Origin of the sequence: Amycolatopsis sp. NBC_01480 (assembly GCF_036227205.1) — a bacterium.
In the GTDB taxonomy this organism is placed as follows: Bacteria; Actinomycetota; Actinomycetes; order Mycobacteriales; family Pseudonocardiaceae; genus Amycolatopsis.
In genome coordinates this window covers 6,756,945-6,772,632 of sequence record NZ_CP109442.1, presented here as the reverse complement: position 1 = coordinate 6,772,632, position 15,688 = coordinate 6,756,945, and the positions used below count along the sequence as shown (strand labels likewise).

General features: G+C 71.0%; 13 protein-coding genes. 8 read left to right on the top strand and 5 right to left on the bottom strand.

The features are described from left to right. Positions 1-76: 76 nt before the first annotated feature. From OG371_RS32335 to OG371_RS32310, 6 genes are all read left to right on the top strand, one after another. Positions 77-1,102, top strand: a complete 1,026-nt coding sequence (locus OG371_RS32335; protein WP_329059305.1) for a phosphotransferase family protein — start codon at positions 77-79, stop codon at positions 1,100-1,102. Next, the gene (locus OG371_RS32330) at positions 1,102-2,325 is read left to right on the top strand and encodes an acyl-CoA dehydrogenase family protein (protein ID WP_329059302.1); all 1,224 of its coding nucleotides are present in this window, start codon (positions 1,102-1,104) and stop codon (positions 2,323-2,325) included. The genes OG371_RS32335 and OG371_RS32330 overlap by 1 nt, the downstream gene beginning before the upstream one ends. Beyond that, positions 2,322-3,500, top strand: coding sequence for an acyl-CoA dehydrogenase family protein (locus OG371_RS32325; RefSeq protein WP_329059301.1), 1,179 nt, complete (start codon positions 2,322-2,324; stop codon positions 3,498-3,500). Before OG371_RS32330 ends, OG371_RS32325 begins: the two co-directional genes overlap by 4 nt. Beyond that, positions 3,497-4,627: an acyl-CoA dehydrogenase family protein gene (locus OG371_RS32320; RefSeq protein ID WP_329059299.1), complete on the top strand. Its 1,131-nt coding sequence runs from the start codon at positions 3,497-3,499 to the stop codon at positions 4,625-4,627. Before OG371_RS32325 ends, OG371_RS32320 begins: the two co-directional genes overlap by 4 nt. A 166-nt stretch (positions 4,628-4,793) precedes the next feature. After that, a complete protein-coding gene (locus OG371_RS32315) occupies positions 4,794-5,645 on the top strand; it encodes an alpha/beta fold hydrolase (protein ID WP_329059298.1) in 852 nt (283 codons plus the stop codon). 58 nt (positions 5,646-5,703) lie between these two features. Further along, the gene (locus tag OG371_RS32310) at positions 5,704-6,297 is read left to right on the top strand and encodes a GrpB family protein (RefSeq protein ID WP_329059296.1); all 594 of its coding nucleotides are present in this window, start codon (positions 5,704-5,706) and stop codon (positions 6,295-6,297) included. A 124-nt stretch (positions 6,298-6,421) separates the two neighbouring features. Here OG371_RS32310 and OG371_RS32305 read toward each other — a convergent pair whose 3' ends face one another. After that, positions 6,422-8,596: a protease pro-enzyme activation domain-containing protein gene (locus OG371_RS32305; protein WP_329059293.1), complete on the bottom strand. Its 2,175-nt coding sequence runs from the start codon at positions 8,594-8,596 to the stop codon at positions 6,422-6,424. A 181-nt stretch (positions 8,597-8,777) separates the two neighbouring features. Continuing rightward, a complete protein-coding gene (locus OG371_RS32300; protein ID WP_329059292.1) occupies positions 8,778-10,076 on the bottom strand; it encodes a helix-turn-helix domain-containing protein in 1,299 nt (432 codons plus the stop codon). Positions 10,077-10,132: 56 nt separating this feature from the next. Between OG371_RS32300 and OG371_RS32295 the strand changes: the two genes are divergently transcribed. Then, a complete protein-coding gene (locus tag OG371_RS32295; RefSeq protein WP_329059290.1) occupies positions 10,133-11,431 on the top strand; it encodes a helix-turn-helix transcriptional regulator in 1,299 nt (432 codons plus the stop codon). Positions 11,432-11,716: 285 nt separating this feature from the next. After that, entirely contained in the window at positions 11,717-12,334 is a 618-nt protein-coding gene (locus OG371_RS32290) for a hypothetical protein (protein WP_329059288.1), read from the top strand. Positions 12,335-12,415: 81 nt separating this feature from the next. On the opposite strand, the gene OG371_RS32285 is transcribed toward OG371_RS32290, so the two are convergent. From OG371_RS32285 to OG371_RS32275, 3 genes are read right to left on the bottom strand one after another with little or no spacing between them, the layout of a single operon-like run. Next, on the bottom strand, positions 12,416-13,003 hold the full coding sequence (locus OG371_RS32285) for a TetR/AcrR family transcriptional regulator (RefSeq protein ID WP_329059286.1): 588 nt from the start codon (positions 13,001-13,003) through the stop codon (positions 12,416-12,418). Then, entirely contained in the window at positions 13,003-13,977 is a 975-nt protein-coding gene (locus OG371_RS32280) for a phosphotriesterase family protein (protein ID WP_329059283.1), read from the bottom strand. The genes OG371_RS32285 and OG371_RS32280 overlap by 1 nt, the downstream gene beginning before the upstream one ends. Before the next feature lie 2 nt (positions 13,978-13,979). Beyond that, on the bottom strand, positions 13,980-15,638 hold the full coding sequence (locus tag OG371_RS32275) for an AMP-binding protein (protein ID WP_329059281.1): 1,659 nt from the start codon (positions 15,636-15,638) through the stop codon (positions 13,980-13,982). Between the last annotated feature and the right edge of the window lie 50 nt (positions 15,639-15,688).

Sequence of the window (15,688 nt, the reverse complement as noted above, 5' to 3'; positions counted from 1 at the left end):
GCGGCCGGGGCCGGTCCCGGCCGCTGTACGACATACCGACTAGTCGGTACCGTGACCCGAAACCCGAGGAGCCCTGATGACCCCGACCGACCCGCCCGGCCTCGACCTCGGCCGGCTGCGCGCGTACCTGGACGAGCAGCGGCCCGGCCTGGTCACCGGCGAGCTGAGCGCCGAGGTGGTGCAGGGCGGCCGGTCGAACCTCACCTACATCGTCACCGACGGGGCCGGGCGGTGGGTGGTGCGCCGCCCGCCGCTGGGCCACGTGCTGCCGACCGCGCACGACATGGCCCGCGAGTTCCGCGTGATCTCGGGCCTGCACGGCACCGCGGTGCCGGTGCCGGGCACCGTCGTGCTGTGCCAGGACGCCGACGTGCTCGGCGCGCAGTTCTACGTGATGGAGTTCGTGCCGGGCACGCCGTACCGCAGTGACAAGCAGCTGGCCGAGCTCGGCCCGGCGCGCACCCGCTCGATCGCGGACGCGCTGGTGGACACCCTGGTCGACCTGCACGCGGTCGATCCGGCCGCGGCCGGGCTCGGCGATTTCGGGCGCCCGGAAGGGTTCCTGGAGCGGCAGCTGCGGCGCTGGAAGAAGCAGCTCGACGGCTCGCGCAGCCGCGACCTGCCCGGCGTCGACACGCTGCACGACCGGCTGGCGGCGAAGCTGCCCGTCTCCGGCCCGCCGTCGATCGTGCACGGCGACTACCGGCTGGACAACGTGCTGGTGGACGGCGACGACCGGATCACCGCGGTGCTGGACTGGGAGATGTCCACCCTCGGCGACCCGCTCACCGACGTCGCTCTGCTGGTCGCGTACGCCGAGCGCGACAAGGTGTCGCTGCAGATGGTGTCCAACGCCAGCTCCGCGCCCGGCTACCCGAGCACCGACGAGGTCGTGGCCCGCTACGCCGAGCGTTCGGGGCGGGACGTCTCCGCGCTCAACTGGTACGTCAGCTTCGCGTTCTTCAAGCTGGCAGTGATCTTGGAAGGCATCTACTTCCGCTACAGCAAGGGCCAGACCGTCGGGGCGGGCTTCGAGAACGTCGGGTCCGGCGTCGTCCCCCTCATCGCGCACGGCAACGAGTCGCTCAAAGAGGAGAAGTAATGGAGTTCGCGTACGACGCCGTCACCGAGGAGCTTCGGGGGAAGCTCCTCGAGTTCATGGACTCGCACATCTACCCCGCCGAAGCCGTGTTCGAAGAGCAGCTCGCCGCGAGCGACGACCCGTGGGCCACCGCGCCGATCGTCGAGGAGCTCAAGGCCGAGGCCCGCAAGCGCGGGCTGTGGAACTTCTTCCTGCCCGGCGAGCAGGGGGCGGGGCTGACCAACCTGCAGTACGCGCCGCTGGCCGAGATCACCGGCCGCAGCCCGCGGCTGGCGCCGACCGCGGTGAACTGCGCCGCGCCGGACACCGGCAACATGGAAGTGCTGCACATGTTCGGCACCGAGCAGCAGAAGAAGCAGTGGCTGCAGCCGTTGCTGGACGGTGAGATCCGCTCCGCGTTCGCGATGACCGAGCCCGAGGTGGCCTCCTCCGACGCGCGCAACATCGCCACCAGCATCCGGCGTGACGGCGACGAGTACGTGATCAACGGCCGCAAGTGGTACATCTCCGGCGCGATGAACCCGAACTGCAAGATCTTCATCGTGATGGGCAAGACCGACCCCGAGGCCGCCCCGCACCAGCAGCAGAGCATGATCCTGGTCCCGCGCGGCACGCCCGGCCTGACGATCAAGCGCGGCATGCGCGTGTTCGGCTACACCGACGGCGACCACGGCGGCCACGCCGAGGTGCTGTTCGACGACGTGCGCGTGCCGGCGGAGAACCTGATCGCCAGCGAGGGCGCCGGGTTCGCGGTCGCGCAGGCCCGCCTCGGCCCGGGCCGTATCCACCACTGCATGCGCGCCATCGGCATGGCCGAGCGCGCGCTGGAGCTGATGTGCCGTCGCACGCTTTCGCGGCAGGCGTTCGGCAAGCCCATCGCGGACCAGGGCGTGGTGCAGGACTGGATCGCCGAGTCCCGCGTGCGCATCGAGCAGCAGCGGCTGCTGGTGCTCAAAACCGCGTGGCTGATGGACACCGCCGGCAACCAGGGCGCGCACACCGAGATCCAGTCGATCAAGATCTCCACCCCGATCCAGGTCGAGTGGATCTTGGACAAGGCGATCCAGGCGCACGGCGCCGGCGGCGTCAGCCAGGACTTCCCGCTGGCCGAGCTGTGGGCTGGCGTGCGCACGCTGCGGCTGGCCGACGGCCCGGACGAGGTGCACAAGCGCTCGCTGGCCCGTCGCGAGCTGAAGAAGTACCGCACGGAGACCGCTCGATGACCGTCACCGCCGAGGACCTGCGCGGGCAGGTCGAACGGTTCCTCGCCGCGCACGACACCACCGACCGGATGGAATTCCTGCGCGCCCGCTTCGACGCGGGGCTGGCCTGGGTGCACTTCCCCGAAGGCCTCGGCGGGCAGGGCGCCCCGCGCGCGCTGCAGCCCGGGGTCGACGCCGCGTTCGCCGCGGCCGGGGCGCCGGACAACGACCCGCGCCGGAACGTGATCGGCCTCGGCATGGCCGCGCCGACCATCCTCGCGTTCGGCACGCCGGAGCAGAAGCAGCGCTACCTCCGTCCACTGTGGACCGGCGAGGAGGTGTGGTGCCAGCTGTTCAGCGAGCCGGGCGCGGGCTCCGACCTCGCCGCGCTGGCCACCCGCGCGGTGCGCGACGGCGACGACTGGATCGTCACCGGGCAGAAGGTGTGGACCTCGGGCGCGCACCACGCGCAGTGGGCCATCCTGGTCACCCGCACCGACCCGGACGTGCCGAAGCACCAGGGCATGACGTACTTCCTGTGCGACATGACCGCGCCCGGGGTCGAGGTGCGGCCGCTGCGCCAGATCACCGGCGAGGCCGAGTTCAACGAGGTGTTCCTGACCGAGGTCCGGATCCCGGACAGCCTGCGCATCGGCGCCGTCGGCGAGGGCTGGAAGGTCGCGCAGACCACGCTGATGAACGAGCGCGTGGCCATCGGCGGCAGCGCCGTGCCCCGCGAGGGCGGCCTGATCGGCCTGGTCGCCAAGACCTGGCGGGAGCGGCCCGAGCTGCGCACGCCGGAGCTGCGTGACCGGCTCGTGCAGCACTGGGTGGAGTCCGAAGCGTTGCGGCTGGCGGGATCGCGGCTGCGCCAGCAGCTGACGGCCGGCGCGCCCGGGCCCGAGGGCTCGGCGATGAAGGTGGCGTTCTCCGAGTTGAACCAGCAACTAACCGGGCTGGAGATCGAGCTGCTCGGCGAGGAGGGCCTGGGCTACGACGACTGGACCTTCCGCCGTTCGGAGGTCGTCGACTTCACCAGCCGTGAGCCCGGTTACCGCTACCTGCGCGCGAAGGGCAACTCCATCGAGGGCGGCACCTCGGAGGTGCTGCGCAACATCATCGCCGAGCGTGTGCTGGGGCTGCCGTCCGAGCCGCGGGTCGACAAGGACGTCGCCTGGAAGGACCTGCCCCGATGACTTCGACTGAGTTGCCGACGCCGGACCTGCTGTACTCGGAGGTCGAGGAAGACCTGCGCTCGTCCGTGCGCGATCTGCTCACCGACCGGGCCGCCCCGGCGGCGCTGCTGGCGCGGGTGGAGACGGCCGAGCCGTACGACCTGAAGCTGTGGAAGACCCTCGCCGCCGACCTCGGCGCCGCCGGGTTGATGGTGCCCGAGGAGCTGGGCGGTCACGGCGCCACGGCGCGCGAGGCCGCCGTCGTGCTGGAGGAACTGGGCCGCAGCGTCGCTCCGGTGCCGTTCCTCGGCAGCGCGGTGCTCGCGACGACGGCGCTGCTCGGCGCCGACTCGGCCGACCCGGTGATCGGCGAGCTGCTCCCCCGGCTGGCCGGCGGCGAGCTGACCGGGGCGCTGGCCGTTCCGCTGACGACCGCGCCGGGGGCGGAGTTCCCCGCGACGGTCACGGTCAACGCGGACGGCACGCTCAGCGGCCGCGTGGGCACGGTCGTCGACGCGTCCGTGGCCGAGCTGCTCGTGGTGCCCGCGACCGGACCGGACGGGCCGGGGCTGTACGCGGTGGAAGCGGCTTCGGCCACGGTGACCGAGCTGGTGTCGCTGGACCTGACCCGCCGCGTGGCCGACGTCGTGCTGGAAAACGCGCCGGCGCGCCGGTTCACCTCCGGCGGCCAGGCGGTCGCGGCGCTGGACAACGCGCTGACCACGGCCGCGGGGCTGCTGGCCTCGGAGCAGACCGGGCTCACCGACTGGGCGCTGACCACCACGGTGACGTACCTGAAAGGCCGGTACCAGTTCGGCCGCCCGGTCGGCGGGTTCCAGTCGCTCAAGCACCGGCTGGCGAACCTGTACACCGACCTGGTCAACGCGCGCGCGACCGCCCGGTACGCCGCCGACGCGCTCGCGGGCGGCTTCGACGTGCCGATCGCGGTCGCCGTGGCGCAGGCCCGCGCGGCGCCGATCGCGGTGCACGCGGTGGAGGAGGCGATCCAGCTGCACGGCGGGATCGGCATGACCTGGGAGCACCCGGCCCACCTCTACCTCAAGCGCGCCAAGAGCGACGAGCTGGCCTTCGGCACTCCCGGCCGGCACCGCGCGCGGCTGGCCGACCTGGTCGACCTGCCCGCCTGAGCCCGTGACGGATGACGCTTTCCTTGCGCGGTGCGAGGAAAGCGTCATCCGGCGCGGGGCGATTGTGGCTATTGTGGACAGTGGTGGGCCGGACACGTCCGAACAGGCGGCAAGACTGCACTTTTTCCGGTAGCGCCACCGGCCCGGGGTTCGTAGCCTGGCGATCATGGTCACGGATCTCGAGCGGCTGACGATCACCGTCGGCACGCATCGGCACAGCGCGCTCGCGGCCGGTCCGGAGGCCGGGGATCTGGTGCTGTTGCTGCACGGCTGGGCGGAATTCGCCGATTCGTGGACCGCGGAGCTGACCGCGCTGGGCGAAGCGGGCTACCGCGCGGTGGCCGTCGACCAGCGTGGCTACGCCTCGGCCGCCCGGCCGCAGGACGTCGACCAGTACTCGGTCCGCCACCTGGTCACGGACGTCATCGCGTTCGCCGCCGCGCTCGGCACCGACCGGTTCCACCTGGTCGGGCACGACTGGGGCGCGATGGTCGGCTGGGCGCTGGCCAGCGCGCACCCGGACCGGTTGCGGTCGTTCACCGCCCTGACCTCCCCGCACCCGGCCGCCCTGCGGCAGGCCGCGGAGGTGGACGAGCAGCAGCAGCGCACGCTGTCGTACCTCAAGTTCTTCCGCCGCCCCGACGGCCGCGCCGAGTCCTACCTGCTCACCGACGACTGCGCCCAGCTCCGCACCCTGTACGGCGAACGCCTGCCCACCGCCCAGGTCGAACGCAACCTGGCGCGGCTGACCGAACCGGGCGCCCTCACCGCGACCCTGAACTGGTACCGCGGCCCGGACGGCGAGTTCGACCTCCCGGGCGGCCGCATCGCCGTCCCGACGCTGTACCTGTGGGGCGCCGAGGACCCGCGCTTCGGCCGGGTGGCCGCTGATCTCACGGCGAGTTTCGTGGACGGGGAGTACCGGTTCGTGGTGATCGAGGGTGCCAGTCACTGGCTGCCACAGGAGGCGAGTGAGGCGATCTTGCCGTTGATGCTGGATCATCTTAAGCAGCACTGAGTTCCTGACTCGTGAGTGTTTATGACGGTTCTAACCGGCGTAGCCACTCACGAGTTCGGTGACGGCGACGTTCCTGTCGGTGGTCGCCGGTAACGTGCGCGGCGTGACGGAAGCTCCGGCCTGGGCCTACGAAAAGCCCGAGATCCACCCGCCCGACCCCACGTGGTCGGCGCGGGGCGAAACCGTGCGCGCCCGGATCGCGGACCTGCTCGCCCCGTGGCTGGCCGACGGCGTCGCTCACATCGGCTCGACGTCAGTACCAGGCCTGCCCGCCAAACCGGTGATCGACGTGATGGCCTCGGTCCACGATGTCGACGAGGTGGTGGCTGCCGCTCGCGCCCACCTGGAACGTGAGGGCTGGTGTTATGTCCCACCGGAACTGGATGTCGGTGCCCCGTGGCGGCGGTTTTTCGTCCAGCCAGACGAAACGGGCCGGCACCGGCGGGCCCACCTTCATGTCATCCCGGCTGGTCACCCCCGCTGGACCGCCCAGCTGACCTTCCGTGACGCCCTCCGCGCCGACCCGGCCCTGGCCGCGCAATACGCGACCCTGAAACGCGAATTGACCCGCACCGAGAGCGATCGGGAGGCTTATACCCAAGGGAAAAGCGAGTTCGTGCAACGGGTCCTGGCCCTGCGACGGGAAGTCTAGGGCGCCCCGGAAACCCTTGGGCAGCCAGGAAAAAGGGCGCCGCGCGGAATCCGGTCCCCGCGCAGCACCCCTGACTCGTGAGTGTTTATGACGGTTCTAACCGTCATAAACACTCACGAGTCCTTCAGCCGTAGATCTGGAAGCCGAACGTCACCGAGCCGTGGGCTCCGTTGGCCTCGGTCGCGGTGGCGGTCACCGAGTAGGTGCCCGCCTTGGTCGGCGTGCCGGTGACGGCGCCCGACGGGCTGATGGACAAGCCCGGCGGCAGGCCGGTCGCCGAGAAGGTGACGGGGCCGTTGTCACTGGCGGTGGCGGTCAGCTGGACCGTCTGGAACAGCGGGAAGTTCACAAAACCCCACTGGCTGCCGGGGTTCGCCACCGAGACGGTGCCGGTCGGCGGGGTGCCGACCGTCCACTTGAACGCGGTGTTGCCGGAGGCCTTCGTGTCGTCGGTGACCGTGACCGTCACGTTCGAAACCGCTTGTGTGGTCGGCTTTCCGGTGATCACGCCGGTGGCCGGGTCGATGGCCAGCCCGGCGGGCAGGCCGGAGGCGGCGTAGGTCAGCTTGGCCGACGCGGCCGAGTCGGTCGCCTTGATCGGCAGGCTGACCGTGTCGCCCGGCTGGCTGGACTGGTCACCCGGGTTGGTCACCGACACCGTGTTGCCGGTGGGCGGCGTGCTGGTGCCGAGCGCGGTGAACAGGCCGTTTCCGTCGTACGTGCCCCAGCCGGTCACCTGGTCGTAGCCGGTTTTCGCGGAGAAGTCGCCGTTGCTGCCGGAGGTGATGTCGTGGAACGCCGAGGCGTACGAGCTGCCCTTGCCGACGCCGTAGATCGCCGCGTCCGGGTTGCCGAGCTTGGCGCCGGCCTTCTGGTTGTACAGCGTGGCCCAGCCCGCCCACATCGGCGCGGCGCAGCTGGTGCCGCCGTACTGCGCCCAGCCGCCGTTGGTGTAGACCGCGTAACCGGTCTGCGGGTCGGCGTCGAGGGCCACGTCCGGTTCGGTGCGCTTGCCGCCGACGCCGGTCTGCCAGCTCGGCGCGGGGAACTGCGTGGACGTGCCGCCGCCGGAGCCGCTCCAGCCGGTTTCCGAGCCGTAGGTGTTGTTGCTGCCCACGGTAAGCGTGGTGCCGCCGACGCCGGTGACGTTCGGCGACGTGCCCGGCCAGCCCGCGGAAACCACACCCGAGCCGGACGTGCTGCGGGTGCAGCCGCGCGAGCCGTCGTCGCCGGTGGCCACGAAGAAGCTCTGGCCCTGCGCCGCGCCCTGCTTGTAGCCGTTGTCCACATTGGTCATCTGCGAGCTGGAGATGTCCTTTTCGCAGATGCCCCAGGAGATCGACACCACCGGCGCCTTGTTCTCCTGCACGATCTGGTTGACCATGTTCAGCTCGCCGCCGTCGTCGTTGGCGGCCTCGTACACCAGGGTGGCGGCCTTCGGCGCCATCGCCTGCACCAGCTCGATGTCGAGGTCGACCTCGGCCTCGCCGCCGCCCGGGTTCGAGTCGTAGTTCTGGCCGTTGACCGGCACCGTCACCGGCGCCGACGAACCCAGGTTGTAATTCTGGTCATAAGCTGCGATATCGGACTTCTTGTAACCGTCGAATTCGTACAGCGCGACCGTCTGCCCGGTTCCGTCGGCGCCGATCGGGTTCGTGTTGTAGATCGACCGCAACGCCGTCGGCCCGAGGCCCGAAATGTTCGGATTCGCCTTCGGCACGGACACCTCGTCGTGCTTGCGGACGGCATAGTTGTCCAGCCCGGAAACGCCCTGGACCACTCCTGCGACCGTGGCGGGCAGCGAGGGCGCGCCGTCGTTCGCGAAGAACCGGCGGTGCTGGGCCGGGTCGTCGTAGACGCCGATCGAGGTCGAGAACGCGCTCGCCAGCTGCGCCTCGGTGCCGGTCGCGTCGACCACCTGGCCGGACACCCCGGTGACCCGCAATCCCTTGCCCCGCAGATAAGCGGCGACGCGGTCCTGGTCGGACTTGGTCGGGCCGTAGGCCGCGCCGAACTGCTGCGGCGTCAGGTAATGGCCGTACACCGGCGAAGCCGGGTTCGCGACGTCGGCGAGGAACTTGTCCAGCCCCGCGGCGTTGTGGAGCTTCAGCGCCACGGCGACCGGGACCTGCTGGGCGGCGGGCAGGTCGCCGACGCGCTGGCTGTGCGCGAGGGCGGGGCTGACGCCGCCGGGCAGCGCGACCTGCGCGTCCGCGGCATAGGCCGTTCCGGTGAAGGCGGCGGCCAATATGGGTAATGGCGCGATTCCGAGCCCGAGCGCGCGGAGTCTTTTGTTCATGGTGGTCTCTCCCGATGGGGTTGAGCGGGCACAACGCATTTCCCGCCGACCTGGTCAGCGACGGGAAGGGGTGTTCGGGGAGTAGCGCATCATTAGAGTTGACTTGTGTTAACTAACTTGATGCATACGCAGTAAAGGTCATACCGGCCGAAGACGTCAACAGACCTTCGGAGGGTTCCGGTCAGGCGCGGGTCTGCGAGGCGACGCTGCGGGCGCCGCGGCGCAGCACCTCCAGGGCCTCGGCGGTTTTTCCGTTGCGCAGCAGCAAATCGCCGTACAGCCGGCAGGTCCGGCCGAGGTCGTAGACGATCCCGGCCTGGGCGTAGCGCTCGAGCGCGCGCTCCAGCAGGCGCCCCGCCTCGGCCAGGTCGCCGTCCGCCCCGGCCAGCAGGCCCAGGATCCGGTCCGCCTCGGCCATCCCCGCGGGCAGGTCGAACCCGGCGTACGCCTCACCCGCGCGGGTGGCCAGCGCGACCGCCCGGTCCCGGTCCCCCAGCCGGCGGCAGACGTCAGCCAGCTCGAGCGCGACCCCGGCCGCGTCGTGGAGCCGGCCCACCGCGTCGAAGATCTCCAGCGCCAGGCCCAATTCGGTGCCGGCCTCGTCGAGGCGCTCGGCCTGGCTCAGCGCGTATCCCCGCGACCAGTGCACGCTGCCGGACTCGCTGTCGAGGCCGAGTTCGGCGAACGTGCGCCGCGCGATCCCCCACCAGCGGTCGACCTCGGCGAACCCCTTGGTCTCCAGCACCCGCTGCCCGGCGAGGTCGTAGAAGGTCGCGATCCACTCGCGCCGCGACGCCCGCCGCGCGACCGCGAGCCCCTCCTCGATGGTCTCGTGCATCCGGCCGAGCGCGCCCAGCTCGTGGTACGGCGTGATCAGGCCGGCCAGTAGCCACAGCTCGGCGTCGGGGTCGGCCGGCGTCTCGGCCCGGACCTCGGCGAGGCCCTCTTCGAGGTGGGTGATCGCGGCGGCCGCGGACTCGACGTTGAGCAGGCACTGCGCCCGCCGCCGGACGATCGAGGCCCGCACGGAAGCCGGTGCCCCGTCGGCGAGTTCGCCCGCGCGCTCGTACGCGAGCAGCGCCGCGCGCATCCGGCCCTGGTGCAGCTCGACCTCGCCGAGGCAGATCCGGGCCCGGCATTCGACGACCGGCAGGCGGTAGCGCCGCGCCGTGCGCTCGACCGTGCCGAACACCTCGGCCGCCGCCTCGACCTCGCCCCGTGAGAGCGACCGGCGCCCGCGCTCGAGCTCGGCCGTCAGCTCTTCGGCAGCGCCCGCGGGCCGGCCGTGGCGCAGATCGTCGGGATCAACGCCGAGCCGGGTGGCGAAATAGCCCAGCGCCTCGGCCGACGGCTCCCGCCCGCCCGCCTCGACGGTCGCGAGGAACCCGCGGGTGTACTGGGGAGCGGCGAGCTGCTGCTGGGTCAGGCCCAGCTCGACGCGCAGTCGCTGAAGCCGTTGCCCCACGCCCTCCATGCTCATCACCGTTATCCTGGCCGCGGTCGGAAACACCCAGGCTAGCCGGGACGGGGCCGAAGATGGCGCAACGAGACGAGGAGTCGGTGGGCCGCCGGATCCACCGGCTGCGCACCGGGCTCGGCCTGACCCAACGCGAACTCGCGGCGCCCACCTACACCCCCGGCTACGTCTCGGCAGTCGAGAGCGACCGGCGCACGCCCTCGGCGGAAGCGATGCGGCACTTCGCCTTCCGGCTCGGGCTGGATCTGGAGGAACTGGCCACCGGCCGGACCGCGGACCCCCTCGCCGCCCAGGAGCTGGCCCTGCTGGAAGCCGTGATCGCGGGCGACCGGCGGCGGATCGCCACTCACGCGAGTGGCCCGTTGAGGGCGCGAGCGCTCACGGACCTCGCCGCCCTGACACCCGACACAGCCACACTGCACGACGAAGCCGCCCTGCTCGCCCAGTCGAACACGGGCCGGGCAGTACGGACACCCGACGCGGCCACGCTGTACGAAGAAGCCACCACCCTGCTCACCGACGAGCCACCCCACCTGCGCGTCGAGGCAAACGCGGGACGGGCCGTGCGGCTGCGGCGGTCCGGCGAGTTCCGGTACGCCCGGCACCTGCTGCGCACGATCCGCGACGAGCTGCACGAGTCCGGCCATCCCGACCCGGCCGCGCTCGTGTTCGTCGATGCGCACCTGGCGGCCTGCGACGTCCAGGTCGGCGACGACAGTTCCCCGGCCGCCGCGGAAGCCCTCGCGCTGGCCCTGCCGAGCCCGGAACTCAGCCGCGACCTGCACCTGCGGCTCGCCCGCACGCTGCTGGCCGCTGGACGGTTCGACGACGCCCGCCTGGCCGTGGCGCAGGCGCGCGCGGCGCACCGGCAGCTGGGCCTGCGGGCCGAACTCGCGCTGTGCCACCAGGCCAGGGCCCGCGCCCGCCAGTCCGCGGGCGACCTCTCGGGCGCCGCCGCGGATCTCGGCCAGTCCCGCGCCATGCTCACGGCAGGCGGCGAACACCAGGCAGCCGCCGACGTCGGCACCGAGCTGGCGGGCGTGCACCGCGAGCTGGGCAACGTCACGGGTGCCCGGGCCTTGCTCGAAGACGTCCTCGCCACGGCGGAGCCGGACACACGCACGGCCGCGCGCGCCCACCGTCAGCTCGGGCTGCTTTTGTTGCTGGTCAACGAAAGCACGGCCGCCGAACGCTCCCTCCGCACCGCGGTGTCGATCTTCGAACGGACCGGCCCCGGCCACGACCTGGCCCGGGCCCTGCTCGACCTGTCCGACGTCCTGGCCCCCGCCGCCGCGGCCGAAGCACTCAGCGCGGGCCTGCGCAGCGTCGAACGCATGGCCCGCTCGGCGACCGGATAGCCCCGGTTTTCCAGCGGGGCAAGCACTTTCCGACCAGACGATTGAGCTGCTTGGCAGAGCGCCAATCAGACCGAGGTATCCACCGTGGACCGCGGCGACGTCCGCGGGTCGGGGCGCCGCTCCACGAAGCCTGCGACGAGCTCGGGTCTGGATTCAACCCGGTCACCCCGAGCGCTCCCCGCAGGTCACTGATCAATGAGGGCCAACGTCATGACAACCGGCACACCGCACGCCATCATCAAGAGCCTCAACGACACCTACAACGGCCTAGTGGAGGGCTGACCCATGGGCATCTTCGGCAGGATACGGCAATCGGCGTGGACGTCGCGTAATCAGGATCGTCTCCCCGGCGACGATTTCCGGGACATGGTCGACCTGCCCGGTTGGGAGCAGCAAAGCATCTGGGGTTGGGACCACGCCGGGAGTTTCTTCGCCCAGCTGTGGCGTAACGGCAACCGCGGCGACGAACCCGACCTGTGGCTCAGCGGCATAAGCACCCATTACTCCCAGGCCTCGTGCATCGTCGTGGAGATCGTCGACAAGCTCGGCGCTGACCCGGCCGCGGTCGTCACGGCGTTGGGCCTCGCCGACCCGAAACCTCGGTTGCGTCCCGACGACCAGGTCATGGAGTTGCTGCGACCTGGCGTGAACAAGCAAGGGAAAACCCGCCTGGACCAAGGTGCGATCCATGCCCTGGGCTGGGCACAAGGCCTCGTCGCAAGGACGCCTGTGAGCAACCACCCCTGGCCCGGCCCGCGCCCCACTGCCGACCGTGTCGTCGCCGAGCACCACCTCGTCACCGGCCGTCTCCACCTATCCGGCGGCGACCGCGACTTCCTCGCCGGCGTCGACGCCGCCCTCTGGTGGTACCTCCGCCACAGCGACGACACCTGGTTCCTCTGACCGCACCACGCGGGCGGGCAACCACGCCGCCACAAGGTACCGGGCCGAGGGCACTTGGTCACCCGGTAACCAGCAAGGGAATCAGCTTTCCGGTCTCAACATCGACAACAGCAGATCGGCGAACTGGTCCCCCACCTCACGCGCCCCCAACGGCCCACCCCGCCGATACCAGCTGCCCAGGTGGTGCACCGAACCGAAAAAGAAGTCCACCACCAGATCCGCCGGCTTGTCCGCCCGGAAATCCCCACCCGCCTGGCCTTCTTCGATCAGCCGGCGGAAACGCTCGTGGTACTTGCGGCGTTCCGCGCGCACCGCTTTGCGCTTCTCCGTGCTCAGCTGGTGCATGGACTGCAGGAAAATCGTGTTGTCGTCCAGGTTTTCGATGCTGCTGACGACCACATCGGACGCGGCGGTGGCCAGGCGGGCGCGCAATGGGGCGTCGCTGTCGGCGACCTTTTCCAGTTGGGCAGTCTGCTCGCGCAGGACGCGGGCGTAGATCTCGTAAAGCAGGTCGTCCTTGGAGTCGAAGTAGTGGTACATCGCGCCTTTGGTGACGCCCGCCGCCTCCACGATCTCCTGCACCGACGTGCGGTCGAAGCCCTTTTTCGCGAACAGCTTCGTCGCGTGCTGAAGGAGGCGGCGCGGGACGTCGGCTTGCGCGCTCGCCATCAGTAGCCGCTCCCCCGGGTCAGGAACCGCTGCGGGTTGTCGACCAGCATCTTGGTCAGGTCGGACTCGGCGACGCCGCGGGCGCGCAGGGCCGGCAGCACGTCTTCGGTGATGTGCAGGTAGTGCCAGTTGGGCAGCACCGCCTCGCGGACCGGCGCCTCCAGCCAGTCCATGTAGCACGACGCGTCCTGCGAAAGCACCATGCTGCCCGCATACCCGCGCTCGCACAGGGCCGCGACCGTCGCCACGCGGTCCTCGAACGGCAGGAACGAGTCGATCCCGAACCGGTCCATGCCGAGCAGCGAGCCGCGGTCGGCCAGGGCCGTCAGGTAGTCCAGGTCCGTCGTGTCGCCGCTGTGCCCGATCAGCACCCGGGCCAGGTCGACGCCCTCGGACTCGAACACGTCCTGCTGCTCCAGCCCGCGCCGGGTGCCCGCGTGGGTGTGCGTCATGATCGGCGCGCCGGTCTCGCGATGCGCCTTCGCGACGGCCCGCAGCACCCGCTCGACGCCCGGCGTCACGCCCGGTTCGTCGGTGGCGCACTTGAGCACCCCGGCCTTCACCCCCGTGTCGGCGATGCCGTCGGTGAGGTCGCCGACGAACATCGCGACCATCGGGTCGTCGCCGCCCAGCATCGTGCCGGGGCCGCGCAGCGAGAGGTAGTGCGGCAGCTCGTTGTACGTGTACAACCCAGTCGCCACAACGATGTTGAGGTCGACCTCGGCGGCGATCTTCTGCACCCGCGGGATGTACCGGCCCAGCCCGATCACGGTCGGGTCGACGATCGTGTCGATCCCCGCGGCCTTGAGCGCCCGCAGCTTCTCGATCGCCTCCGGCACGTGCACCAGCTCGTCGAACCCGTCGTGCTCGGGGTAATTGGCCACGAATTCCGGGCTCAGCACGAAAATGTGCTCGTGCATCAGCACCTTGCCCAGGGCCCCGGGCGCCACCTCGCCACGCACTGTGTCGACCACCGTCACGCTCCTTCCGGGCCGCGGGCACGCAGTTCGCGCCGCAGGATCTTGCCGCTGGCGGTCTTCGGCAGCTCGGGCAGCACCTCGACCGTGCGCGGGTATTTGTAGGCGGCCAGCCGTTCCTTGCAGTACGCCACCAGCTCCGCCGGGTCCGCCCGCTGCCCCGGCGCCGGGCTGACGTACGCCTTCACGGTCTCGCCGCGGTACTCGTCCGGCACGCCCACCACGGCGGCCTCGCGCACCGCGGGATGGCCGTACAGCACGTCTTCCACCTCACGCGGCCACACCTTGAACCCGGCCGCGTTGATCATGTCCTTCTTGCGGTCCACCACGTAAACCCAGCCGCGCTCGTCCATGAAGCCGATGTCGCCGGTGAGCAGGCGGCCCCCGGGCAGCGCCGCGGCGGTGGCGTCCGGGGCGTTCCAGTAGCCGGGCACCACCATCGGTCCCTCGACGGCGATCTCGCCGGCCTGGCCCGGCGGCAGCTCGGCCCCGTCGTCGGTGAGGATCCGCACGATGGTGCCGGGGATCGGCAGGCCGATCGAGATGGTGCCGGACGCCGGGTCGATGGGCGCCTCCACGCCCCGCGGCACGACCACGCAGCCCGCGGTGGTCTCGGTGAGGCCGTAGCCATTGTGGATATAGCGCCCGAAACGCTCCCGGAACGCCGTCACCACAGCCGGCGGCAACGCCGCGCCACCGGAGTACAGCGCGTCGAACGATTCGAAGTGCGCGGGCGAGGCCGCCGGGTGCGCCATCAGCGCCATGTACGCGGTCGACGGGCCGACCATGTACACCGGCCGGTGCTCCAGCAGCGCGTCGAGGACCACGCCGGGCTCGAACCGGTAGGCGAGCGCGAGAGTCCCCGAGAGCTCGATCGCGTAGGCGATTTCGCACACCATGCCGGTGATGTGGAACAGCGGCGCCAGCGCGAAGAGCGCCGCGCCCGGGGCCGTGCCCGCGGAGCCGGCGAGCAGCGCCGCGTTGGTGCCGATGTTGCCGTGGGTATTGGTGGCGCCCTTGGGCTTCCCGCTGGTTCCGGAGGTGTAGCTGATCAACGCGACGTCGTCGAGCGCCGGGTGAACGGGCTCGAGCTCGCCCGTCGCCGAACGGGCAGCCTCGAGCAGGTCGTCCGCGCCGGGTGTCTCCCGCCGGGTGGACTGGCCGAGCACCCGTTCGTCGTCCCGCGTCTGGAAGTCCAGCTCGCTGGTGGTCAACGCGATCTCCACCGGGCTGTCCGGCACGAGCGCGCCGATGTAGTCGTGCCAGCCGCGCTGCGAGCAGACGATCGCCTTGACCCCGGCGTCGGTGAGCACGTGGGTCAGCTCGCCCGCGCGGTACATCGGGTTGACCGGCACCACGATGCCGCCGGCCTTCCACGCGCCGAGCAGCGCCAGCACGAACTGCGGGATGTTCTGCAGCACCAGGGCAATCCGGTCACCGCGGCCGAAGCCGGCCGCGAGCAGGTGGCGGGCGACGCCGTCGGACAGCTCGTCCACCTCGCGATAGCTGAGGCGGGCGTCGAAGTACGCGATGGCCGTGGTGTCCGGCACCGCCGAGAGGGTCCGCCGGAAGGTGTCGGGCAGCGTGGTCGGCGTGACCTCCGGGACGGCCTCGTCCCCATAGCTCGCCAGCCACGGTTTCGTGTCGTACCAGCCCATCGCGTGACCTCCTTTGGACACCGACCAGTCGGTATGCCAGGACGCTAGAG